The sequence below is a fragment of the Pseudomonas coronafaciens pv. oryzae str. 1_6 genome (assembly GCF_000156995.2).
Classification (GTDB): Bacteria; Pseudomonadota; Gammaproteobacteria; order Pseudomonadales; family Pseudomonadaceae; genus Aquipseudomonas; species Aquipseudomonas tremae.
Genome location: NZ_CP046035.1, coordinates 438,854 through 461,680, shown reverse-complemented (window position 1 = coordinate 461,680; position 22,827 = coordinate 438,854). Strand labels below are relative to the sequence as shown.

The 22,827-nt window shown below is 60.9% G+C and carries 18 protein-coding genes; 7 read left to right on the top strand and 11 right to left on the bottom strand.

The window, feature by feature from the left end:
- Nucleotides 1-31 precede the first annotated feature (31 nt).
- Genes POR16_RS02190 through POR16_RS02170 form a run of 5 tightly spaced genes read right to left on the bottom strand, consistent with a single transcriptional unit; the run spans nt 32 to nt 6,189 of the window.
- On the bottom strand, nt 32-1,765 hold the full coding sequence (locus tag POR16_RS02190) for an acetyl/propionyl/methylcrotonyl-CoA carboxylase subunit alpha (protein ID WP_005888377.1): 1,734 nt from the start codon (nt 1,763-1,765) through the stop codon (nt 32-34).
- Nucleotides 1,762-3,366: a 5-oxoprolinase subunit B/C family protein gene (locus POR16_RS02185; protein ID WP_024689960.1), complete on the bottom strand. Its 1,605-nt coding sequence runs from the start codon at nt 3,364-3,366 to the stop codon at nt 1,762-1,764. Before POR16_RS02185 ends, POR16_RS02190 begins: the two co-directional genes overlap by 4 nt.
- Nucleotides 3,367-3,375: 9 nt before the next feature.
- Nucleotides 3,376-4,173 (bottom strand): putative hydro-lyase, encoded by a 798-nt coding sequence (locus tag POR16_RS02180; RefSeq protein ID WP_005888371.1) that lies wholly within the window; start codon nt 4,171-4,173, stop codon nt 3,376-3,378.
- Between the two features lie 2 nt (nt 4,174-4,175).
- Entirely contained in the window at nt 4,176-4,940 is a 765-nt protein-coding gene (locus tag POR16_RS02175; RefSeq protein ID WP_024668627.1) for a LamB/YcsF family protein, read from the bottom strand.
- A gap of 16 nt (nt 4,941-4,956) precedes the next feature.
- Nucleotides 4,957-6,189 carry an NRAMP family divalent metal transporter gene (locus POR16_RS02170; RefSeq protein ID WP_005888366.1) on the bottom strand — a complete coding sequence of 411 codons (1,233 nt, stop codon included), beginning with the start codon at nt 6,187-6,189 and terminating at the stop codon, nt 4,957-4,959.
- A 253-nt stretch (nt 6,190-6,442) separates the two neighbouring features.
- On the opposite strand from POR16_RS02170, the gene POR16_RS02165 reads away from it, so the two are divergent.
- Both POR16_RS02165 and selO read left to right on the top strand, forming a co-directional pair.
- Nucleotides 6,443-7,108, top strand: coding sequence for a GntR family transcriptional regulator (locus tag POR16_RS02165; protein ID WP_081004301.1), 666 nt, complete (start codon nt 6,443-6,445; stop codon nt 7,106-7,108).
- Between the two features lie 137 nt (nt 7,109-7,245).
- Complete coding sequence (gene selO, locus POR16_RS02160; RefSeq protein ID WP_005888362.1) at nt 7,246-8,709, top strand: protein adenylyltransferase SelO; 1,464 nt, start codon at nt 7,246-7,248, stop codon at nt 8,707-8,709.
- Between the two features lie 63 nt (nt 8,710-8,772).
- Here the strand turns inward: selO and POR16_RS02155 are convergent, their stop codons facing one another.
- The 6 genes from POR16_RS02155 to pilG form a co-directional block, all read right to left on the bottom strand.
- Nucleotides 8,773-9,246, bottom strand: a complete 474-nt coding sequence (locus POR16_RS02155; RefSeq protein WP_005888360.1) for a chemotaxis protein CheW — start codon at nt 9,244-9,246, stop codon at nt 8,773-8,775.
- Nucleotides 9,239-15,202, bottom strand: a complete 5,964-nt coding sequence (locus POR16_RS02150) for an Hpt domain-containing protein (protein WP_122381208.1) — start codon at nt 15,200-15,202, stop codon at nt 9,239-9,241. The genes POR16_RS02155 and POR16_RS02150 overlap by 8 nt, the downstream gene beginning before the upstream one ends.
- A 47-nt stretch (nt 15,203-15,249) precedes the next feature.
- Nucleotides 15,250-17,292, bottom strand: a complete 2,043-nt coding sequence (locus POR16_RS02145; protein WP_005888352.1) for a methyl-accepting chemotaxis protein — start codon at nt 17,290-17,292, stop codon at nt 15,250-15,252.
- A 188-nt stretch (nt 17,293-17,480) separates the two neighbouring features.
- Nucleotides 17,481-18,020, bottom strand: a complete 540-nt coding sequence (locus tag POR16_RS02140) for a chemotaxis protein CheW (protein WP_005888350.1) — start codon at nt 18,018-18,020, stop codon at nt 17,481-17,483.
- Between the two features lie 14 nt (nt 18,021-18,034).
- Nucleotides 18,035-18,400, bottom strand: a complete 366-nt coding sequence (pilH, locus tag POR16_RS02135) for a twitching motility response regulator PilH (RefSeq protein WP_005888349.1) — start codon at nt 18,398-18,400, stop codon at nt 18,035-18,037.
- Between the two features lie 46 nt (nt 18,401-18,446).
- Nucleotides 18,447-18,857 (bottom strand): twitching motility response regulator PilG, encoded by a 411-nt coding sequence (pilG, locus tag POR16_RS02130; RefSeq protein WP_005888348.1) that lies wholly within the window; start codon nt 18,855-18,857, stop codon nt 18,447-18,449.
- Nucleotides 18,858-19,102: 245 nt separating this feature from the next.
- Here pilG and gshB point away from each other — a divergent pair, with 245 nt between their 5' ends.
- The 5 genes from gshB to pyrR all read left to right on the top strand — a co-directional run bounded on the left by gshB (nt 19,103) and on the right by pyrR (nt 22,820).
- Nucleotides 19,103-20,062, top strand: coding sequence for a glutathione synthase (gene gshB, locus POR16_RS02125; RefSeq protein ID WP_005888347.1), 960 nt, complete (start codon nt 19,103-19,105; stop codon nt 20,060-20,062).
- A gap of 155 nt (nt 20,063-20,217) precedes the next feature.
- Nucleotides 20,218-21,120, top strand: coding sequence for an energy transducer TonB (locus POR16_RS02120; RefSeq protein ID WP_024668620.1), 903 nt, complete (start codon nt 20,218-20,220; stop codon nt 21,118-21,120).
- 76 nt (nt 21,121-21,196) lie between these two features.
- Nucleotides 21,197-21,769, top strand: coding sequence for a YqgE/AlgH family protein (locus tag POR16_RS02115; RefSeq protein ID WP_005888343.1), 573 nt, complete (start codon nt 21,197-21,199; stop codon nt 21,767-21,769).
- The gene (gene ruvX, locus POR16_RS02110) at nt 21,769-22,209 is read left to right on the top strand and encodes a Holliday junction resolvase RuvX (protein WP_005888341.1); all 441 of its coding nucleotides are present in this window, start codon (nt 21,769-21,771) and stop codon (nt 22,207-22,209) included. The genes POR16_RS02115 and ruvX overlap by 1 nt, the downstream gene beginning before the upstream one ends.
- Nucleotides 22,210-22,307: 98 nt before the next feature.
- Nucleotides 22,308-22,820, top strand: coding sequence for a bifunctional pyr operon transcriptional regulator/uracil phosphoribosyltransferase PyrR (gene pyrR / locus POR16_RS02105; RefSeq protein WP_005888339.1), 513 nt, complete (start codon nt 22,308-22,310; stop codon nt 22,818-22,820).
- The last annotated feature ends 7 nt before the right edge of the window (nt 22,821-22,827 follow it).

Genomic DNA, 22,827 nt, shown 5'->3' with positions numbered 1-22,827 from the left:
CAAAGCCCGGTTGTGCGTAACAGCGATTACATCAGGCCTCAACCCGCCCAATCACCACTTTTGCCTCCAGATACTCGCCAGGTTCCTTGCTCACCTTCAACTGCCCGGCACACGGTGCCAGTATCGATGTCTCCATTTTCATGGCTTCCATGATCGCGATTACCTGACCGGCTTCTACCGTCGCTCCGTCCTCGACCGCCCACGCATGCAGATTGCCGGCTACTGGCGTAAGCACTGCGTGCGGGTCAGGCGCGTCTGTAACTGGCTGACTGGCATCCGTCGGTGCGGCAGAGTTCAGGCTCATGCCACGTAGCAGCGCAGCAGGCAGGCCCAGTTCATGACGTTTGCCGTCGATTTCGACGAAGGTGCGCAGCACGCCCGGGTCGACCGGTGCGGCATTGCGCGGCGCGATAGTGACGTGTTCGGCGAAGTCGGTTTCGATCCAGCGAGTGTGTACGGCGAAGGTGTCGGCGGCGGTGAAGTCGTCGTGGTCCATGACGGCACGATGAAACGGCAGCACGGTGGCGACGCCTTCTACCTTGAACTCGGCCAGAGCGCGACGGGCGCGGCTGATGGCCTGTTCACGGGTTGCTCCGGTGACGATCAGTTTGGCGATCATAGAGTCGAAGTTGGGTGACACTCGCGAGCCGACTGTCACGCCGGTGTCCAGCCGCACACCCGGTCCGGACGGCGGCTGGAACACGTCGATGGTGCCCGGCGTCGGCAGGAAACCGTTGCCTGCATCTTCGGCGTTGATACGAAATTCGAAGCTGTGGCCACGTGGCACAGGCGTGCCGTCGAACGACAGCGGCAGGCCGTCGGCCACGCGCAGTTGCTCGATGACCAAATCGATGCCGCTGGTTTCTTCGGTGACCGGGTGCTCCACCTGCAAGCGGGTGTTGACCTCCAGGAACGACAGGGTGCCATCACCGCTGAGCAGGAATTCGACTGTCCCGGCACCGACGTAACCAGCCTCGGCACACACCGCTCGTGCGGAATCGTGGATGCGCTGGCGCAGGTCGTCATTCAGGTAAGGCGCGGGTGCTTCTTCGATCAGCTTCTGGTTGCGGCGTTGCAGCGAGCAATCACGGGTGCCGACAACGACTACCCGGCCGTGGCGGTCGGCGATGATCTGCGCTTCGATGTGCCGAGGGCGGTCCAGAAAGCGCTCGACGAAACACTCGCCGCGGCCAAACGCTGAAACCGCTTCACGCACGGCGGACTCGTACAGTTCGGCAACCTCTTCTAGCTTCCAGGCCACTTTAAGGCCGCGACCGCCACCGCCAAAGGCTGCCTTGATGGCAATCGGCAGGCCGTACTGCTCGGCGAACGCGACCACTTCAGAGGCATCTTTCACCGGATTTTCGGTGCCTGCCACCAGCGGCGCACCAACTTTAAGCGCGATACGACGGGCCTGAACCTTGTCGCCCAGCGCATCGATGGTGGCTGGGTCCGGGCCGATCCAGGTCAGACCGGCGTCGATAACGGCCCGCGCAAAATCGGCGCGTTCCGAGAGGAAGCCATAGCCTGGATGGACCGCGTCGGCACCCGCGCGCGCTGCTACGGCCAGCAGTTTCTCGATATTCAGGTAGGTATCGGTCGGGCGCTCGCCTTGCAGGCCATAGGCTTCATCGGCCTGACGCACATGCAGCGCGTCGATATCGGCATCGGCATACACCGCCACCGAGGCGACGCCATAGTCACGGCAGGCTCGGGCAATACGAACGGCAATTTCGCCACGGTTGGCAATCAGAACCTTTTTCATCTGTTATCGGTCTCGTCTGAAGTGGCGGGGCGCACTGGCTCGAAGGCGCTCAGCGGGTTGAAACGAATGCGTGCATTGACCGGAATCTGCCCGGCCTTATCGAGGTGATAGGTGGCAACTGCGCCGATCACCGGGTAGCCACCGGTCAGCGGGTGGTCAGCCAGGAACAGCACCGGCTGGCCGCTGGGCGGCACCTGAATGGCGCCAACCGTGGTGCCTTCGCTGGGCAGTTCGCCACTGACGGCACGCTCCAGCGACTGCTCGCCCGCCAGGCGGATGCCGATCCGGTTGGATTGCGGCGTCACCAACCAGGTCTGTTGCGCCAGCAGTTGCTGGGCATCGGCGGTGAACCAGTCGCTGCGCGGGCCCATGACCACATCCAGGGTGATGATCTGATCATTACGCGGCATCTCGAAGGCCGTTTGCTCGGCAGTCGATACTGCAAGGCCGCCGGTTTTGCGCTTGAACCCCAGCCGATCACCGGCTGCCAGCGCTGCGGGACCAACCTGCGCCAGCGTGTCGGTAGACAGGCTGCCGAGCACTGGTTCATGCACAAAACCACCCCGAACGGCCAGGTAGCTGCGCAGCCCGGCACTGGGCGAGCCGATGCTGACCTGATCGCCGCTCTGCAAAGAAAATGGCGCATAAAGCGGCGGCTGCAACTTTTGCCCATCGGCCGTCAACACGTCGACGATGAGTTGCGCACCTGTGACCGCAACAACTGTCTGGCCCTCACACGTGAACGTCAGGCCGCCCATGAGAATTTCCAGGCAAGCAGTTGCCGGATCATTGCCAACCGCGCGATTGGCCGCACGCAGTGCGCCACGGTCCAGCGCGCCAGAAGCCGAAACGCCCTGCCCGGCCTGACCGGGACGGCCCAGGTCCTGAAACAGGGTTTGCAGGCCCGGCGTGACGATGTGCAGATAGTCTTCGGTGACCGTTGAAACCTGCCGACGGACTGGCGCAGGCACCGAAACACCGGCCACGGGCAGAGGACCCGCGTCTTGAAAGCGCACCCGATAACCGGGCTGAAGCAAGGCTGGCTCGTCCCGGCTCAGGTCCCACATCGTCGATGGGGTCACACCAATGATCTGCCAACCACCAGGGCTGGCCTGTGGATAAACACCGCTGAAACCACCCGCCAATGCCACCGCGCCAGCCGGAATGCGGGTACGTGGCGTACTGCGGCGTGGCACCACGAAGCCCGCGCCGCCGCTCAGGTATGCGAAACCGGGCGCAAAGCCGCAGAACGCAACGTTGTAGTCGCTGCCAGTGTGGCGCTTGATCACTTCGTCGATGCTGATATCCAGCTCGCGGGCGACGTCGGCCAGGTCTTCGCCGTTGTAATGCACGGGTATTTCAATGAGCTTGCCGGGCTCGCGAGCGGTGCCGCGGATGTCACGTGAGGCAATCTGCGCCGCCAGCGCATCGAAACCGATGGCGGAAGGACGAAAATGCACCAGCAGTGTTCGGGCCGCCGGGACGATCTCCTCAACGCCAGCGACAGGCTGCTGCTGCAGTGATTCGAACAGCGCAAGAGTCTCGTCCAGATTCGACAGTTCAACCAGCAGCGCGTCCAGGTTGGCCGGGTAGAAACGCATGAGCCTCTCCTATACGTGGTAGTAGCTGTCGGGAATATCGGTAATGAACATGTGGCCCGGCGCGTGGGAAATGGCAAACGGCACACGGGATGCCATGACCACCGCTTGTGGCGTTACACCACAGGCCCAGAACACCGGAATCTCGCCAGGTTTGATGGTCACCGCATCGCCGAAATCCGGACGCGCAAGGTCGCTGATGCCGAGCCGTTCAGGCTCACCGACATGCACTGGCGCGCCATGCACTCCGGGATAGCGTCCGGTTATTCTGGCCGCTTCTGCAACGCGGTCTGCTGCGATGGGACGCATCGACACCACCATGTTTCCCTGCAAGCGGCCGGCGGGCCTGCAGACACGATTGCTGCGATACATCGGCACGTTGCAGCCCTCGCTGATGTGTCGCACATCGATCCCGGCGTTCATCAGGTCGGTCTCGAAGGTGAAGCTGCAACCGATCAGAAAACTGACCAGATCACTGTGCTGAGCCCATATCTCGCGGGCGTCGCTGATTTCTTCGGCCAATTGGCCATCGCGCCAGACCCGATACAGCGGCAGGTCGGTGCGCAAGTCAGCCTGTTCGGCAAGTAACGTGGTGTAGCTGCCGGGTTCGGTCACGTCCAGCACCGGGCAGGCTTGCGGGTTGCGCTGAGCGAACAGCAGAAAGTCATAGGCCCAGTCGCGTGGCAGTGTAATCATGTTGCATTGGGTCAACCCAGGCGCCTGGCCAGCAGTCGGCGAGACAAACCCTTCGCGGTAACGGGTACGGGCTTCGATGGCCGCCTGGCGGGCGTGTTGCAGTGTGCTGTTCATGATCAGCCTCGACTGAATGCGCGGACGGTAACGCCTGCTTCGTGCAAGCGGTCTTTCAGGATGCGGGCAATGTTTACCGCGCCTGGGCTGTCGCCATGTACACAGATCGAATCAGCTTGCAGGCTGATCTCGCTACCGTCCTCGGCTTCGATGATGCCCTCGCGCACCAGGCGCAGCATGCGATCGGCGATCAGGCCGGCGTCGTGAAGTACGGCACCGGGCCGCGAGCGAGACACCAGCGTGCCTTCGACGGTATAGGCGCGGTCGGCGAATGCTTCGGCGACGCAAGACAGGCCCGCCTCCCGCGCCCAGCCGAGCAAGGGTGAATTGGCCAGGCACACAAGCTTCAGCGTGGGGTCAATGCGCAACAACGCCTGAATGACCGCCGCTGCCTGACGCTGATCGCCAGCAATGGTGTTGTATAGCGCGCCGTGGGGTTTGACGTAACTCACGGTTGTTCCGGCGCTGCGGGCCAGGCCTTGCAATGCGCCGATCTGGTAGATGACATCGGCCATCAACTGATCGGTCGGAATGTCCATGTTGCGACGGCCAAACCCGACCAGGTCCGGATACGCCACGTGAGCCCCGACCGAGACGCCGCGTGCGGCAGCGGCTTCAAGGGTGCGCAGGATTCCGGCCGGATCGCCGGCATGAAAGCCACACGCCACATTGGCGCTGCTGACCACATCGAGAATGGCCTCGTCGTCGCCCATGCTCCAGGCGCCGAAGCTTTCGCCGAGGTCACTGTTCAGGTCTATCGCAGGCATTTGCTGTTCTCCGAAATCAGGCTGCATTGATGAAGGCAAAGATAGGACCTACCGACATGAACGCCATGTACCACGACAGCAGGCAAGTCAGTACGCCCAGCACCAACAACCAGCGTGGATAGTGGTAGCCGTCCATCATGTCGGAACGGCGCCAGCCGACGTACATGAAAATACTCAGGCCCAGCGGCAGGATCAGGCCATTGAAGCCACCGGCAAACACCAGTAGCGCAGCCGGCGGTTTGCCCCACATTACGTATACGACCACGGTAATCAGAATAAAGCCGACCGTGGCCAGGTTGCGCCCGCGTTCGGTGATATGTTTTGAAAACACCGTGATGAACGACATCGATGTATAGGAAGCGCCGATCACGCTGCTGATACCCGCGGCCCAGAGCACCAGACCAAACATGATCAGACCGAAGTCGCCGGCAGCTGCGGTAAACGCCTGGGCTGCCGGGTTTGCGCCCTTGCCGGACACATCGATGACGACACCACTGGCGACCACGCCAAGGATCGCCAGAAACAACACGTAACGAACAATCCCCGTGACCAGAATACCGGTCAGCGCAGCTCTGGACACCACGTCGATGTTCTCGACGCCGACTGTGCCGCGATCAAGCAAGCGATGCGCACCAGCATAGGTGATGTAACCGCCGACGGTGCCACCGACAATGGTGGTGATGGCCGCGAAATCGATCAGGTCCGGCAGAACGGTCTGGCGCAGCGCCTCCCCCAGCGGAGGATGTGACGCAAACGCGGCAAACAGGATCAGGCCGACTTTCAGGGTGCCCAGCACCATCATGATGCGATCCATTGCGATGCCTGCCCGATGGGAGGAGAAGATCGCGATGGCGATCAACGCGCTCAACGCACCGCCCCACCTGGGGTCAAGGCCGGTCAGCGCATTCAAGCCCAGGCCCGCGCCGGCAATGTTGCCGAGGCTGAACACCAGCCCGCCAAAGATCACCAGCACCGCCAACAGATAGCCGCTGCCCGGAATCGCCGTATTGGCCAGATCGGCCGCGCGCATTCTGGTCAGAGTGACGATACGCCAGACGTTCAGTTGCACCACGAAGTCGATCAGGATCGATGCCAGAATGCCGAAGGCAAATGCCGCCCCCAAGGTCGCGGTGAAGGTAGCGGTCTGGGTCAGAAAGCCGGGGCCGATGGCAGAGGTCGCCATCATGAAGATCGCAGCTATCAAAGAAGCGCGGCGCGCCTTGGTGAACTCATTGGCAGTCTGTGTCACGGCGGCATTCCTGAGGTAGGGGGTAATCTGCCAGAGCAATGACCATGCCAAAGCTCAATCAAACAAGGCAACCTGTAGATACATAACGATAATATTGTTGAACAATCTAATCAGCCTAGGTCACTCATTCGCACCATATTGTTACGCACGAACTCAAGAGTGCTACCTGATGAAGCATCTGGTGACCTTCGTCCTTGCCAGCCAATACGCTGTCGTGGAATATCGACCTGGCTTTTTTCTCTCTGGACCCTTTATGAACGATGCTGCTTCTGCCCTTCCTCGTACGCTTGGAGAATCAATCACCGCAGAGCTTCGCAGGATGCTGGTTGAGGGCGAGCTGGTCCCCGGTCAACGCCTCTCGGAAGCGACTCTGGCCGAGAGCCTGCAGATTTCTCGCAACACCTTGAGAGAAGCCTTCAGAATACTGACCCGCGAAGGGTTGCTCACTCATGAGCCCAACCGTGGCGTGACCGTGGCCAAGCCTGACATCGCTTCGATCATCGATATCTATCGCATCCGGCGCTTTATCGAATGCAGGGCGATCTCCCAGGCTTATCCACAGCATCCAGGTGTGCTGCACATGCGCAATGCGGTCGAGGCCGGCGTGCAGGCGCGTGAAGCCAGTGACTGGATTGCCGTGGGCACCGCTAACATGATGTTTCACAAGGCCATCGTCGAGCTGTCCGACAGCCCGCGACTGGTGGCCTTCTATGCGCAGATATCGGCAGAGTTGCGCTTGGCCTTCGGGCTGCTCAACAATCCCGAGCTGCTTCACTCCCCGTACCTCGACATGAACGCCGCCGTTCTCGGCTGTCTCGATGCAGGCAAGCCCTACGAGGCGATGCGCATGCTGGAGGATTACTTGGTGCAATCGGAGCGTACGGTGCTGGCCGCTTACGAGCGCAGCCGAAACCGATAGTCAGGGCCGATACCTGATCGCCAGAACTCCCGCTGATGGCCTGGGTCTACGGTTTCTGATCGTTGAAAACCGCCGACGAGCCCGACAGGCCGCCGTTCCGTTGCAAGCCTGACATTCTCCTCTGGAGGCGAAACGCTGTGAAAGCACTCGACGAACTCATTTTCGACAACCGCTTTGCCCGCCTGGGCGACGCGTTTTCCGCCCACGTACTGCCCGAGCCAATCGACGCACCGCGTCTGGTGGTTGCCAGCCAGTCCGCCCTGGCGCTGCTGGACCTGGTCCCTGAACAGGCTGACCTGCCGCTGTTCGCGGAAATCTTCAGCGGCCACAAACTGTGGGCCGAAGCCGAGCCGCGGGCGATGGTTTATTCAGGCCACCAGTTTGGCTCCTATAACCCGCGTCTGGGTGATGGCCGTGGCCTGTTGCTTGGTGAGGTTTACAACGATGCAGGTGAGCATTGGGACCTGCACCTCAAGGGCGCGGGCCGCACGCCGTATTCGCGCATGGGCGATGGTCGCGCAGTGCTGCGCTCGTCGATTCGGGAGTTTCTGGCCTCTGAAGCGCTGCACGCGCTTGGCATTCCCAGCAGCCGCGCCGCTTGTGTGGTCAGCTCCAGCACGCCGGTTTGGCGAGAGACCCAGGAACACGCGGCTATGGTGTTGAGGCTGGCGCAGAGCCATGTGCGTTTTGGCAGTCTTGAGTACTTTTTCTACACCAAACAGCCCGAGCACCTGAATACGCTGGCCGAACATGTGCTGACCATGCATTACCCGCAGTGTCAGGAGCAGCCTGAGCCGTATCTGGCGATGTTCCGGGAAATCGTCGAGCGCAATGCCGAGCTGATTGCCAAGTGGCAGGCTTACGGTTTTTGCCACGGTGTCATGAACACCGACAACATGTCGATTCTGGGCATTACCTTCGACTTCGGCCCGTTTGCGTTTCTGGACGATTTCGATGAGCACTTCATCTGCAACCACTCTGATCACGAAGGTCGTTACTCCTTCAGCAATCAAGTGCCTATTGCTCAGTGGAACCTCAGTGCGCTGGCGCAGGCATTGACGCCATTTGTGAGTGTGGAAGCATTGCGCGAGACAATCGGCCTGTTTTTGCCGCTGTATCAGGCGCACTACCTGGACCTGATGCGGCGCCGGCTGGGCCTGACGGGTGCCGAAGAACAGGACGACAAACTGATCAGTCAGCTACTGCAACTGATGCAGAACAGCGGCGTGGATTACACCCTGTTCTTCCGCCGCCTGGGCGATCAACCTGCTGCCGAAGCACTGCGCTCCTTGCGTGACGACTTTGTGGACATCAAGGGCTTCGACGGCTGGGCCGAGAAGTATCAGGCGCGTATCGCCCTTGAAGAAAGCGGCACCGAGCAGGACCGTCAGGCGCGCATGCACGCGGTCAATCCGCTGTACATTTTGCGCAACTACCTGGCCCAGAATGCCATCGCAGCGGCTGAAAAGGGTGACTACGAAGAAGTTCGCCGCCTGCATCAGGTGCTCTGCACGCCCTTCACCGAGCAACCCGGCATGCAAGGCTACGCCCAGCGCCCACCGGACTGGGGCAAGCATCTGGAGATCAGTTGTTCTTCATGAGGTTTTTGATCCTCATACCCATAGCTCGCGGGCGTCCGCTCTTGATGTGTCCGAAGATCGACGCTAGGGCGCCAGCCCCGCATCCACCAACCACTGCTCCAGACCTTCCAGGTCGGGAATGCGCGCGACGGTTTCGCCGATCTGTACGGCGGCCAGCTCCAGCTCGGCCAGCGGCACGTCGACGTAGCTCAACTGGCTGTCGACCTTGCACGACCTCGGAATGCCCTGGGTCAGCAGCGCGATGAATCTGATACCGTTGCGCCCGCCCAGCGCGTTAAGCACCACGATCCGGGCGCGACCGCCCACTCGCGTGCGCCCACCGCAGGCAGCTTCGAAGCTGAGCAGCGGCAAGCTCAGTTCGCGCCAACTGATCAACCCCAGAAACCATTCGGGTGCGCCGGGTTCAGCGCTGCTGTCCTGGTAGTCGATCAGTTCGGCGACCGCGACATTAGGCAGCAGCAGGTGGCGGTCGCTCAGCGGCAACAGCAGGCCTGTCAGGCTGGTGAGCCGACTGGTCTGAAACGTACCTTCAGACATTGACCTGACTCCAGTAAGCGATGCTTTCCAGCAGCACGTTCTCCTGATAAGGCTTGCTCAGGTACTCGTTGACGCCCAGCGCCATTGCCCGGTCGCGGTGCTTCTGGCCGGAGCGGGAAGTGATCATGATGATAGGCAGCTCCTTGAGCTGATCGTTCTGGCGGATCTGGCTGACCACCTCGAAGCCGTCCATGCGCGGCATTTCTATATCCAGCAACATGATATCGGGTGTGTGTTCCTGCAACAGGCTCATCGCGTCGATCCCGTCTTTGGCAGTCAACACATGCATGCCATTGCGCTCAAGCAACCGGCCAGTCACCTTGCGTACCGTCACCGAGTCGTCCACCACCATCACCAGCAACGGCTTGGCATGCTCGATCTCGGTGTATGCCGCAGGCGTGAACCCTTTGAAAGGCAGGCGCTGCAACGTACGAATCTGCGCCATCAGGTCGAGAATCAATACCACGCGGCCATCACCCAGAATGGTTGCCCCGGAAATCCCCTGCACTCTGGAAAACTGCGTCCCGAGGTTCTTGACCACAATTTCCCGCGAGCCTGCCAGCGCATCGACCTGCACTGCCACCCACTGATCCTGCAGATGCACCAGCAGCACCGGCAGAGGCTGCAGTTGCCCGACCAGCCTGGGCGGGCTGTTACCCAGTAGCTCGCCCAGGTAGCGCAGCTCGTAGCTGCGTCCGCCGTATTGATAACGCGGTGGAACGGTCTGGTAATAGCCATCCAGTTCGTTGGCCATCACCCGTACGATGCCATCGACCGTGTTGAGCGGCACTGCGTACTGCTCTTCGCCACACGCAACCATCAGCGCCCGATTGACCGAAACCGAAATCGGCAGACGGATGCGGAACCGCGTGCCTTTGCCTGGCACCGAGTCGATGACCATCGAGCCGCCCAGCTGCTTGACCTCGGCATGCACGACATCCATGCCAACGCCGCGCCCGGAAATCTGGGTGATGATATCGCTGGTGGAAAACCCGGCCTGCAAAATGAACGGCAAAACTTCATGATCGGACAGGTCTGCATCCGGGTGGATCATGCCGCGCTTGATGGCCTTGCGGCGCACTGCGGCCAGGTCGACCCCCGAACCATCGTCGCTCAGCTCGATCAGGATGTCGCCGCCCTCGTGCATCAGCTCAAGCGTGATGCAACCCTCCTCAGACTTTCCGGCAGCGATACGTTTTTCAGTGCTTTCAAGACCGTGATCGACGGCGTTACGCAGCATGTGTTCAAGCGGCGCGACCATTCGTTCCAGCACATTGCGGTCCATTTCACCTTCGGCATTGCCAACCTCGAAACGCACCTTCTTGTGCAGCTCGGACGCCACCTGGCGCACCACCCGGCGCAGGCGCGGCACCAGCCTCTCGAATGGCACCATGCGCGTGCGCATCAAGCCTTCCTGCAACTGGGTATTGACCCTTGCCTGCTGCGACAGCAGCGTTTCGGCATCTCGATTGCGTGCGCCGAGGGTCTCCTTGATATCCATCAGGTCGGAGGCAGACTCGAACAGCGCGCGCGACAATTGCTGCAACTGCGAATGGCGGTCCATTTCCAGCGGGTCGAATTCTTCATAGCCCAGCCGCTCGGCCTGCACCTGCTCGCGACTGAGGATGCGGCCTTGGGTTTCCATGTCCAGACGGCGCAACTGATCACGCATACGCTCGATGGTGGTTTCCAGCTCGACCAGCGTGATTTGCGAGTCGAGAATCTGCTGTTCGATGCGGCCACGGAATATCGACGTTTCACCCGCCAGGTTGACAAGGTCCTCCAATTGCTCGGCAGGCACCTTGACCATTTCCGGCCCGCTGCGCTCAGCCTCGCCGTCGGCGACCGGCGCTACCACCACGACAGGTTCCTGGCCAGACACCGAAGCCTGCGAAGGCAACGGCTCGCCTGCCGGCTCGTGGCGAGCCAGTTTGCGGATGTTTTCGATCAGCAACGCAGCGTCGGGCAACGGCTTGTCGTTTCGCACCGCGTCCAGCATGTCGGCCAGCACATCGTGGCCGCTTTGCAACAGGCTGATCGTCAAGGGGGCGGGTTGCAGACTGCCGGCGGAAAGCCCTTCGTAGAGGGTTTCCAGCTCATGAGCCAGGTCGCCGATCGGGGCGATCTCGACCATTCGGGCGCCACCCTTGAGGGTGTGCAGGTCGCGCAGCAGGTTTTCGACCTCCAGCAGGTTATGCGGGTCGCTTTGCCAGCGGGCCAGCGCCGCACCGGAGCTTTCTATAATGTCGAAGCCTTCCTCGAGAAAGACCTCACGCAGCTCGTTGTCATGCTCTGGCGGGTCTTCACTGGGGACGGGCGGCGCCTGCACGTCCGGTGCGGCACTCTCGGCATTGCGGCAGCGGCCCAGTGCGTCGATCAGGGCCGAGGGATCGCTGAGCGGCTCGTGCCGATACAACTGTTCCAGCAGAATCGCCAGATGATCGTGACTTTCGTGCAGCAGCTCTGCCAATGCTGCTGAATGGTGGAAGCGCCGGTCGATCAAGCCTTCGTAAAGGTTTTCCAGTTCATGGGCGAGGTCGCCGACTTCCGCCACTTCAGCCATCCGCGCACCACCCTTGAGGGTGTGCAGGTCGCGCTGCAACGAAGCCAGTGGCGCCGGGTTTTCCGGATCAGCCAGCCAGCGCTGCAAGGCCTGCCCGGCGCTGTCGAGGATATCGACGGCTTCTTCCAGAAATATTTCGACAATTTCATCGTCCGCATCGGCAGCGTCAGCAGGCGCAGCCTCGCTGGCCAGTTGCTCGGTCGCAGCATTGAGTTCGGTGACAGTCAGGGTCTGGTGGCCGTCACTCTTGACCAGCCCGGTCGCCGACGGGTCGAGCGCTTGATCCAGCAGTTGGAGCAGGGCGCGCACGCATTCCGGACGAGGCTCGACATCCTGACCGGCAGCCACCTGATCAAGCATGTTGATCAGGGCCTCGTGGGCGTTTTCCGCCACATCGAAAAAGCGCTCGCTGACTGCCAGGCTGCTTTCCTCGACCGAACCATAAAGGTCGAGCAAGGCTTCACACAATTCGTCGACCTGCGGCAGATCGGCCAGGTGGGCGCCATGCCCCAGGGTCGTCAGTTCGTCGAGCAGCGCGCTCAGCTCCTGCCGCTCGCCGGGGTGCTGACGCCAGCGCCGCAGGAGGTTTTCGGCGTCCAGCACAATGTCCATGCCTTCAGCCAGAAAGCTGGCAATCAGCTGGGGATTACGCTTGATTCGCAAGCCACTGTCCGACTCGCGCAGCACCGCGGCGAGCCGGTCGTTGAGCAGCGAGAAGGCTGCTTCGATCAGTTGCGGTGCGCCCGGAATTTCAGCCAGCGGGGTAGTGTCCAGCTGCTCCAGCCCCTTGTGCAGCAAGGGCTCGGCACTGCGCAGCAGGCTGAGTTCAGGCGGTCCGATATCGATCAGGTTGGCCTTGTATTCGCGCACCAGTTGATCGAGCGGGTTGGCCAGCTCGGCAATCGGCAGCACGTCGGCCATGTGCGCGCTGCCCTTGAGCGTATGCAGGGCGCGCAATACCGCGTCACTGATCGAAGGCGACAGTGACTGTTCGGCGACGTCGAGGAATCGGCCAAGCGTACTCAGATGCCCAAGCGCTTCCTGACGGAAAATTTCCAGCAACTGCGGATCCAGCGCCTTGTCCGCCTCAGGTTCATCGCGAGCGGCAAGCGTCGGCGCTTCCAGGCCGTTGGCGAGCGCATGGGCTCGGGCCGCCAACAGGTCGACATCGTTGCGCTGGCACTGCGCACCGTCGGCAAAATCGCGGATCACCGACGGCAACAACGTCAGCACTTCGCTCATCAACTGCTGCACTTCTAGCCCCGGCAACACCTCGCCTTCCAGAACCCGATTGAGCAGGTTCTCCACCAACCATGCCAGCTCGCTGAGGATCAGCGCCCGTACCATGCGGCCGCTACCCTTGAGAGTATGAAAAGCCCGGCGTACTTCGGTGAGCGCAGCGCTGTCCCACTGGGGGCCTTTGCCAAGCGACGCAAACCAGCGCGGCAGGTACTCGCCCAAGGCATCGAGCACCTCGTCGGCCTCCTCTAGAAACACATCGCGCAATTCGTCGTCTACCGCCTCCTCTTCAGTAGAAGGTGGCAGCAGGCTGGCCGGTACGTTGCGCGCAGGCGGATTGACCGCAGACAGCGGGCTGGCGAGGACTTGCGCGATGGTTTGCGTCGGGCTTACCAGCGCCTGGCGATCATCAAGTTCCAGTAACTCGTCCTGAGTGATGATTTCATCGAGCAGCGGTACCTCAAGGGTGTCCGTGACCGGGGTATAACCCAGACGGGCGAGGCTCTGCTGGGCCATGTCCAGCACCTGATCGCCCGGCGCCTCGTGGTCCTCGAGCATGCGCTCAAGGTAGTACTCGATGCCGGTGATGGTATCGGCCAGACAATCGAGCTGCACAGGAGTCGGACGGGTTTCGTCAACCAGCAGGTGTTCCTGAATGTATTCGTTACAGGCAGCCAGCAGGCTTGCCGCACGGGCCAGCGGGATCATTGCCAGCGCACCACGCACCTGCACCAGCAAGGCACAGAGCGGGTCGAGTCGCTGTCGGTCCCACTCGCCATCGATGTAATCGAGAATGACGTCCTTGGCCTGCTGCAACACATTGCGCGCTTCGCGGATCACCAATTGGTGGATCTGTGTCAGGTCGGTGGTCGGCAGTCGGCTCTCTTCGCGGCTTGACTGCTCGTGGCTGCCGGCCATGCCCGCCAGGGTCGATTCGACATACAACAATGCGCCCGCGACATCCATCAGCGCGCCATCAGTAGGCTCACGCTGCCCCTGCGCCAGCCCCAGAACAACGGAAAGCTGATCGATGATCACCTTGCGCGGCTGACCAAAACCGAGCACCGCCAGGGTGTCGGCGATCTGGCGCAGCGGAGGCAACAGCGCATTGAGCTCGCTGACGTGCTGGCGATCGCCGCGCACGAACACATCCAGGCGCTCCTTGACCCGCACCAGTCCTTCGCACAACGCCGTGATCACCGAGCGCATCGCGTCCCGGTCCGGGCCGGCCATGCGCGCACGCTCTTCGTCGACCACATCGCTGCCGGGCAAGGCGTCGGCCAGCGCGTACTGATCCTTGAGGTCGAGCATCTTCGGCGCCAGGCTGTCGGACTTGGCGATATAGAACAGCAGGCTTTTCAGCAATTCTTCGGGCGCAGGCTGATTGATGCCTGTCACACCCTGTTCCGCCAGGCGCTTGAGCTCCTTGTCGGCATCCTTCAACAGGCTGCGCAAGGCCGGACTGTTGGTGAAATTGCCGTTGAGCATGGTTTCGACCAGAGCCGTGGAAATACGCCACAGCGGCCCTAGCGGTGCGTCTTCGCACAATTGCTCCAGCCGGGCAAAGACCTTGGCCATGTAACCGAGCTGGGTCTGCACGCCCTGCTCGCGCATCAGCCCCGCCAGCGCAGCCTGCAAGGTCTGACGCAGCTTGCGCAGCAGGTTGGGCAGGTCCGGGGTATTGCGGCGGGTCAGTTCGTCATCATCAAGCGGAGGAACGTTGACCAGTTGCGGAGCGAACAGGCTGGTCTCCGACAACAGGCTTTCGCCCCGCGCACTGCGCAGGTCGTTGAGCAACGGCAGCACCACCAGCGGCAGATCACGACGCGCCGAGTGAATACGCTCCAGATAGATCGGCAGCTGGCTCATGGCCTGGATGAGCAACTGCTCGGACTCGACCGGATGAGTAACGCGGTTCTGTTGAACGGCCAGCACCAGTTGCTCGATTTCCTCGGCCAGCAAAGCGGCACCGTAGAACTCGATCATCTGCAGGCTGCCGTGAACCTGATGCACCAGGTTCAGACACTCAGCCATCGCCGCGCTGTCGGACGGGTCTTCGATAAACGCGTCCAGTGCCTCTCGGGCCTGTCGCAGCGTCTCGGCGATCTCGCCCTTGAGCCATTCAAGGGCCACGTAGTCGTGACGATCAGCCATGACGAATCCCGCCTGTTGTCCCGCCAAGAGTGTTCATGTCTTGAACATCATCCGATTTTCTTCGAGGGCGGCAAGGTGAACCCCGACACCGAGCGGCGCATTTCGCTGGCCATCTTCGCCAGATTGCCGATGCTCTCTGCGGTGGCCGCTGTGCCCGAGGTGGTCTGGGACGTGGTCTGTTGAATCACGGTCATGGTCTTGGAAATCTGTCCGGCAGACTCGGCCTGTTGATGGGCGGCCTCGGTGATACTTTCGATCAGTTCGGCCAGCACTCTGGAAACCCCTTCGATTTCCCCCAGCGCCACACCGGCGTCCTGCGCCAGCCGCGCACCGCGCACCACTTCGCTGGTGGTCTGCTCCATGGAGATGACCGCCTCGTTGGTGTCGTTCTGGATGGCGCGCACCAGCGTTTCGATCTGCTTGGTGGCGGACGAAGATCGCTCGGCCAGCCGCTGTACTTCGTCGGCGACCACTGCAAAGCCGCGCCCCGCATCTCCGGCCATCGATGCCTGAATGGCCGCATTGAGCGCCAGAATGTTTGTCTGGTCGGCAATATCGTCAATCAGGCTGACTATGTCGCCGATTTCCTGCGAAGACTCGCCAAGCCGCTTGATACGCTTGGAGGTATCCTGAATCTGTTCGCGAATGTTGTCCATGCCGTGGATGGTGTTATGCACCACCTCGTTGCCTTTGTTAGCGATTGCCACCGAACGCGCTGCCACCGTCGAGGATTCCGACGCATTGGCCGAGACCTGATCGATAGAGGCTGCCATGTCGTTGATCGACGTCGAGGCTGCACTGATCTGCAACGCCTGATGCTCGGATGCAGCAGACAGTTGCATCGCCGTGGCCTGGGTCTCGGCCACTGCGGCAGCCACCTGCTCGGCGGTCAGGTTGATGGTCACCACCAGTTCGCGCAGTTGGTCAATGGAGTAGTTGATGGAGTCGGCAATCGCGCCGGTAAAGTCTTCGGTGACCGAGGCGGTCACGGTCAGGTCGCCATCGGCCAGGCTCTCGATCTCGTCCAGCAGGCGCATGATCGCGGTCTGGTTGCGCTCGCTTTTCTGTGCGGTTTCGCGCAGCTGACGGTTGGTTTCGCGGACCATGACCAGACCGATCAGGATGATCGACATCAGCGCCAGCAGCCCCAGCACGTAACCCCCGACAGTATTCATCGTGCGGCGTTTGGCGAGGTTTTCCAGACTATTGGCGAGTACCGAGGTTTCATCCAGCAGGGTCTGCGAGGTGTTGAAGATATTGCCGGACGCCTCGCGCACCTGGTAAAGCTCAGGCGACGTCTCCAGAATTTCGTCCACCGAGCCGGACACAAACTCGAACAGCTCGGCAATTTCTGCCAGTCGAGCGCGGGCATCGCGGTCCTCGACCTGGGTGATTCGCAGCGTGGCGTTGCCTTCCAGCATGCCATTCAGCACCCGGCCGAACTGGCTGGCATCACGGCCAAACGCGTCCGCAGCCTGTACCGCCGTTTCGTCACCGGCCAGTACCGTATTGACCGAGCCGAGAATACGCTCAGCCAGCAGTGCCTGACGCTGTGCGACGACAACCTGGGCTGCGGGCGCACGACTTTGCAGAAGGTTCTCGACAACCTTTTCGTATTCGGCCTGCAGTTGCGGAATGGTTTCGGCCAGTGTCGCAGCCACCTGATGCAGCGACAACACAGTCTGCTCGCTGGCAAGAATCACGTCGGTGCTCTTGCGCAGCCCCTCCCAATCCTTCTGCACAGTGCGCAATTCTTCACGGATCAGGTCGGGGGCGGCGGGCAGGCCGGTGGCCGGGTCGCCTTTCTTCAAATAGCCCCAACGCACGTCGAAATCATTGCGCGCGTCAGCCAGCAGCTTGAACGCCTGAGTTTTCCCGGCGGCCGCTTCAGTGGCGTTTTTCGCGATGCGCTGGGACAGGACACGCAGCTCACCGGCATGTCCGATGTACTGCTTGTCGTAATTCGACTGTGTATTGAGGTACGCGAAATTGGCGAACAGCAACACGATGAAAACGATAAGCGCGACGAACAGCAGGATGATCTGCGTCCGGCTTCGTGCGCCCTCCAGTGACCTGCCTGTATTACTCATTAATCAGGCCCCCGCCTGGATCAATTGTGAAACATAACAAACCAGAGCCTAGGCTCTGTACGAAAGTCGGCGAGCGAAGGTCAGGCAAGGCAAAACAGGTAAGGAAGCGGAATCTACTGATTGTAAATGAGCATTCCGAGCCTGTTTTAACGCAGCATCAACGAGCGCAGCCACTTCTCGTACAGAGCCTAAGATGCCAGGTCCATGAAATCTGCAGACTGCACCACCGCCCAAGGACTGAACACTTGCCATGCCTGTTCACGAATGAACTGCCCGCGCAGGAACGGCGCGATACCTTGATCGACATCTTGCGGGGTCTGAGGTATGAGGCTCAACTGACTGAAACGTTGCATGCCGAACACCTCATCGACCAGCAGACCGGCGAATACTTCGTTGTGCTCGACCACCAGCACCCGCCGCTGCTTGCGCGCGGTCATCGCTTCAAGGCCGAAGAACCCGCACAGGTCCATGAGCGGCAACAGCCGGCCGCGCAGGTTGGCGACGCCCGACACCCAGGACTTTACGCCTGGCATCACGGCATGACGCGGCTCGTGAAGAATTTCGGCAATTTCGCGGATAGGCGCAACGAAACGCTGCTCGCCCATCCGGAATCCGATCCCTACCCAGTCCTGCTGATGGGCTTCCTGCAATGGCAGGCCGGCCGCGAGCGAACGACAGCGTCGGTCCATGTCCAGCAGCAATTCGAAGGCGGTACGTGGCTCGGCCATGACGATTCCGGCAATCAGCCGGCCAGCACCGCATTCAGGGTTTTCATCAGGGTTTCTTCATCCACCGGCTTGGTCAGGTAATCCTGAGCGCCCTGGCGTTTGCCCCAGACCTTGTCGGTTTCCTGATCCTTGGTGGTGATCATGATCACCGGGATCATGCTGGTGTCGGGATCCTTGGTCAGCTGGCGGGTGGCCTGAAAACCGTTGAGCCCCGGCATGACGATGTCCATCAACACGGCATCGGGCTTTTCCTGACGGGCCAGCGCCACACCATCGGCACCGTTTTCGGCCTTGAGCACTTCATGACCGTACTTTTCAAGCATGCCGGTGAGTTTGTACATTTCAGTCGGCGAGTCATCGACGATCAATATTCGAGCCATGGGTGTTCCCCGTCAGTTTTCGAGCGCGCGACATCAGGCGCGGGCATCACGATAGATGGTGTTCTGCGGCAACGAAGCCGGGCACATGGGCCTTGATTGCGTTGAGCAGTTCTTCCTTGCTGAAAGGCTTTGTCAGAAATTGGTCGGAACCGACGATCCGCCCCTTGGCCTTGTCGAACAGGCCGTCCTTGGAGGACAGCATGATGACCGGCGTCGATTTGAATGCGCGGTTGTTCTTGATCAGTGCGCAGGTCTGATAACCGTCCAGGCGCGGCATCATGATATCGACGAATATGATGCGCGGGTGGTTATCGGCAATTTTGGCCAGTGCGTCGAAACCGTCTATCGCCGTGATGACTTCACAGCCAGCGTTTTTAAGCAGCGTTTCGGCGGTGCGGCGGATAGTCTTCGAGTCATCGATGACCATGACTTTCAAGGCGGAGGCGTGTTGTTCCATAAGCTGCTCTTCCATCGCCGCAGCGAATTTTTGCGCATTCTGCGAGTCACCGGGAGCCTGACTTTATCGCTTCATTGATCCAAAGGGATTGAAGCCCGGATGCGCAGTCTTTTTAGCACACTCTCCAGACTCAATCCATAAACTGCACCGTGGCGGACCTGCCCCTTGACCGGGAGCAATCGGAACGCCACCCTGATGCCAATTTTACGGCCGTCACGGCCCTTACCGATCAGAGGATATTGCCCATGAGCGTTCGCCTAGGGATTGTCATGGACCCCATTGAGCGCATCTCCTATAAAAAGGACAGCTCGCTGGCCATGCTCCTTGCCGCCCAGAATCGCGGCTGGTCGCTGTTCTACATGGAACAGAAAGACCTGTACCAGAACGCTGGCCAGGCCCGCGCGCGCATGAAGCCGCTCAAGGTGTTTGCCGATCCGGCCAAGTGGTTTGAATTCGAGGCTGAAGTCGACGCCGGCCTGGACGATCTGGACGTGATCCTGATGCGTAAGGACCCGCCGTTCGACATGGAGTTCGTCTACGCCACTTACCTGCTGGAGCAGGCCGAGCGCGCCGGCGTGCTGGTGGTCAACAAGCCGCAAAGCCTGCGCGACTGCAACGAAAAGCTGTTTGCCACGCTGTTTCCGCAATGCACCCCGCCGACCTTGGTCAGCCGCCGTGCCGATATCATTCGCGAGTTCGCCGAACAGCAGGGCGACGTGATCCTCAAGCCGCTGGACGGCATGGGGGGCGCATCGATCTTTCGCCACCGTGCAGGCGATCCTAATCTGTCAGTCATCCTTGAAACGCTGACGGCTCACGGCACTCAACAGATCATGGCGCAGGGCTATCTGCCAGCCATCAAGGACGGCGACAAACGCATCTTGATGGTTGACGGCGAGCCGGTGCCGTACTGCCTGGCGCGTATCCCTGCAGCGGGTGAAACACGCGGCAACCTGGCCGCTGGTGGCCGCGGCGAAGCCCGCCCGCTGAGTGACAAGGACCGCTGGATCGCCGAACAGATCGGCCCTACGCTGCGCGAAAAAGGCCTGTTGTTCGTCGGTCTGGACGTGATCGGCGAGCACCTGACCGAAATCAACGTGACCAGCCCGACCTGTATCCGCGAAATCGACAACGCCTACGGCACCGACATTGGTGGCCTGTTGATGGATGCCATCGAGAAGAAACTCGAAGCGCGCAAAGGCTGATCAAACGCTGACGCTGCTGGCTGCGGTCAAACCGTACGCCACGGCGTCCCTTCGTCCGATCCGCCGTAAAGCCGCACTACACATTGCGTTATCATGCGCCACCTGTAACACGACACGGATTTTGACATGCAGGCTGACGAGATGCTGAACCGCCAATGACATCCATGGCCAAGAACGACCTCCCCCTAGAGCTCTCCACTGCGGGTGTGCGCCCTGCCGATCGTCTGGGTTTCACCATGATGATCGCGGCGCTGATCCACCTGGCAGTGATCCTTGGCGTGGGCTTTACCTACGTCAAGCCGGAGCATATCTCGCAGACCCTGGAAATCACCCTCGCCACCTTCAAGAGCGAAGAAAAGCCCAAACAGGCGGATTTTCTGGCGCAGGACGACCAGCAGGGCAGCGGCACCCTCGACAAGGCCGAGACGCTCAAGACCACCGAACTGGCGCCCTATCAGGACACCAAGGTCAATAAGGTCACCCCGCCCCCAGCCAGCAAGCCCGTGGTCAGGCAGGAGGCACCCAAGACCGCCGTGGCGACCACAGCGCCCAGCCAGCAGAAAACCGTTGCCAAGCGCGAAGAGGTCAAGCCCGAACCGACAGCCAAGGCCGCACCGACCTTTGACAGCGCGGAACTGAGCAACGAGATCGCCAGCCTGGAAGCCGAACTTTCGACCGAACAACAGGCTTATGCCAAGCGCCCCAAGATCCATCGCCTCAATGCGGCTTCGACCATGCGCGACAAAGGCGCCTGGTATAAGGACGACTGGCGCAAGAAGGTCGAACGGGTCGGAAACCTGAACTATCCTGAGGAAGCACGCCGCAAGCAGATCTACGGCAATTTGCGACTTCTTGTGTCAATCAATCGGGATGGTTCGCTGTACGAGGTGCTGGTGCTGGAGTCGTCGGGGCAACCGCTGCTCGATCAGGCGGCTCAGCGAATCGTGCGTCTGGCAGCGCCTTTTGCGCCGTTCACCGGCGATCTGGCGGATATCGACAGACTTGAGATCATTCGCACCTGGAAATTTGCACGCGGCGACAAACTGTCCAGCAACTGACATTTTTGCCAATGGACAACGGGCACCTGCTAAGTGCCAGTTGTCAGGCCTGTAACACGACGCCAAACTAGGACTCATGAAAAAAGTCTCTCCGAGTTATCTCAAGCATCAGTTCCTGATCGCCATGCCCCACATGCACGACGAGAACTTTGCTCAGACCTTGACCTACGTTGTCGAGCACAACGCCAATGGCGCGATGGGGCTGGTGATCAACCGCCCGCAAGGCCTGTCTCTGGCGGATGTGCTTGAACAATTGCGGCCGGAGCTTCCTGCGCCCAAGCGCTGCGAGGAAATCGCCATTCATTACGGCGGCCCGGTGCAGACCGACCGCGGTTTTGTCTTGCACCCCAGCGGTCAGATGTTTCAGGCCACGGTCGCCTTGCCGGGCGGTATCTCGTTGTCCACTTCCCAGGATGTGCTGTTTTCCATCGCCGACGGCTATGGCCCTGATCAAAATGTGATCACCCTGGGCTATGCGGGCTGGGATGCCGGTCAACTGGATGCCGAAATGGCCGACAATGCCTGGCTGACCTGCTCGTTCGACCCAGCCATCCTGTTCGATGTCGACAGCGATCAGCGCCTCGACGCAGCAGCGAGGCGCCTTGGCGTCAACCTCAGCCTGATTTCGACCCAGGCAGGACACGCTTGATGGCCGCGCTACGGCTTCTGCTGGGCATCGATTACGGCACCAAACAGATCGGCGTTGCCGTCGGCCAGGCAATCACTGGTCAGGCTCGCGAACTCTGCACGCTCAAGGCGCAGAATGGCGTACCGGACTGGGACAAGGTCCAGGCGTTGATCACCGAATGGAAACCTGACGCAATTGTGGTCGGCCTGCCATTGAACATGGACGGCACACCCAGCGACATGAGCGCCCGCGCCGAGAAGTTCTCGCGCAGGCTCAATGGTCGCTTTGGTGTAACGGTCTACACCCACGATGAACGCCTGACCACCTTCGAGGCGAAAGGCGAGCGCATGGCGCGCGGCGGACAGAAAGGCAGCTATCGCGACAACCCGGTGGACGCCATCGCCGCTGCACTGCTTCTGCAAGGCTGGCTGGACGAGCACCCCGAGCTGCTGAATGTGTGACTTTTGCAGCCCAGACCGCTTCGAGATAACCGGATTCCACGTTACCGCTTGAGCAAGGCGCCATGGATGGACGCTGCCCGAGCCTCAAAGGAGCAACCATGAGTCTGCCAAATCCCGCCGAGCTGATTCGTAAGATGGCCACTGACCTGAACGCTCATCTGAGCAAGCGCAGCATCAGCGACCCTCGCTTCATCGGCATTCGTACCGGCGGCGTATGGGTCGCTCAGGCGCTGCTCAAAGCGCTGGACAATCCGTCGCCACTCGGCACCCTCGACGTTTCCTTCTATCGCGATGATTTCAGCCAGAATGGGCTGCACCCTCAGGTTCGCCCTTCAGAGCTGCCTTTCGAGATCGAAGGCCAACACCTTGTGCTGATCGATGACGTACTGATGAGTGGCCGTACCATCCGCGCCGCACTCAACGAGCTGTTCGATTACGGCCGCCCGGCCAGCGTCACGCTGGTCTGCCTGCTGGACCTGGACGCCGGTGAATTGCCGATCTGCCCTGACGTGGTCGGGGCAACGCTGTCGCTGGCACCGAACGAACGCATCAAGCTGTCCGGCCCTGCGCCAATGACACTCGAACTTCAAGACCTTTCCACCGCCCTTTAAGAGTTCA

Excerpts from the sequence above, each read along its gene's own strand:
- POR16_RS02190 (WP_005888377.1), bottom strand. The coding sequence starts at position 1,765 with ATGAAAAAGGTTCTGATTGCCAACCGTGGCGAAATTGCCGTTCGTATT.
- POR16_RS02185 (WP_024689960.1), bottom strand. The coding sequence starts at position 3,366 with ATGCGTTTCTACCCGGCCAACCTGGACGCGCTGCTGGTTGAACTGTCG.
- POR16_RS02180 (WP_005888371.1), bottom strand. The coding sequence starts at position 4,173 with ATGAACAGCACACTGCAACACGCCCGCCAGGCGGCCATCGAAGCCCGT.
- POR16_RS02175 (WP_024668627.1), bottom strand. The coding sequence starts at position 4,940 with ATGCCTGCGATAGACCTGAACAGTGACCTCGGCGAAAGCTTCGGCGCC.
- POR16_RS02165 (WP_081004301.1), top strand. The coding sequence starts at position 6,443 with ATGAACGATGCTGCTTCTGCCCTTCCTCGTACGCTTGGAGAATCAATC.
- POR16_RS02155 (WP_005888360.1), bottom strand. The coding sequence starts at position 9,246 with ATGTCTGAAGGTACGTTTCAGACCAGTCGGCTCACCAGCCTGACAGGC.
- POR16_RS02150 (WP_122381208.1), bottom strand. The coding sequence starts at position 15,202 with ATGGCTGATCGTCACGACTACGTGGCCCTTGAATGGCTCAAGGGCGAG.
- POR16_RS02145 (WP_005888352.1), bottom strand. The coding sequence starts at position 17,292 with ATGAGTAATACAGGCAGGTCACTGGAGGGCGCACGAAGCCGGACGCAG.
- POR16_RS02140 (WP_005888350.1), bottom strand. The coding sequence starts at position 18,020 with ATGGCCGAGCCACGTACCGCCTTCGAATTGCTGCTGGACATGGACCGA.
- pilH (WP_005888349.1), bottom strand. The coding sequence starts at position 18,400 with ATGGCTCGAATATTGATCGTCGATGACTCGCCGACTGAAATGTACAAA.
- pilG (WP_005888348.1), bottom strand. The coding sequence starts at position 18,857 with ATGGAACAACACGCCTCCGCCTTGAAAGTCATGGTCATCGATGACTCG.
- gshB (WP_005888347.1), top strand. The coding sequence starts at position 19,103 with ATGAGCGTTCGCCTAGGGATTGTCATGGACCCCATTGAGCGCATCTCC.
- POR16_RS02120 (WP_024668620.1), top strand. The coding sequence starts at position 20,218 with ATGACATCCATGGCCAAGAACGACCTCCCCCTAGAGCTCTCCACTGCG.
- POR16_RS02115 (WP_005888343.1), top strand. The coding sequence starts at position 21,197 with ATGAAAAAAGTCTCTCCGAGTTATCTCAAGCATCAGTTCCTGATCGCC.
- ruvX (WP_005888341.1), top strand. The coding sequence starts at position 21,769 with ATGGCCGCGCTACGGCTTCTGCTGGGCATCGATTACGGCACCAAACAG.
- pyrR (WP_005888339.1), top strand. The coding sequence starts at position 22,308 with ATGAGTCTGCCAAATCCCGCCGAGCTGATTCGTAAGATGGCCACTGAC.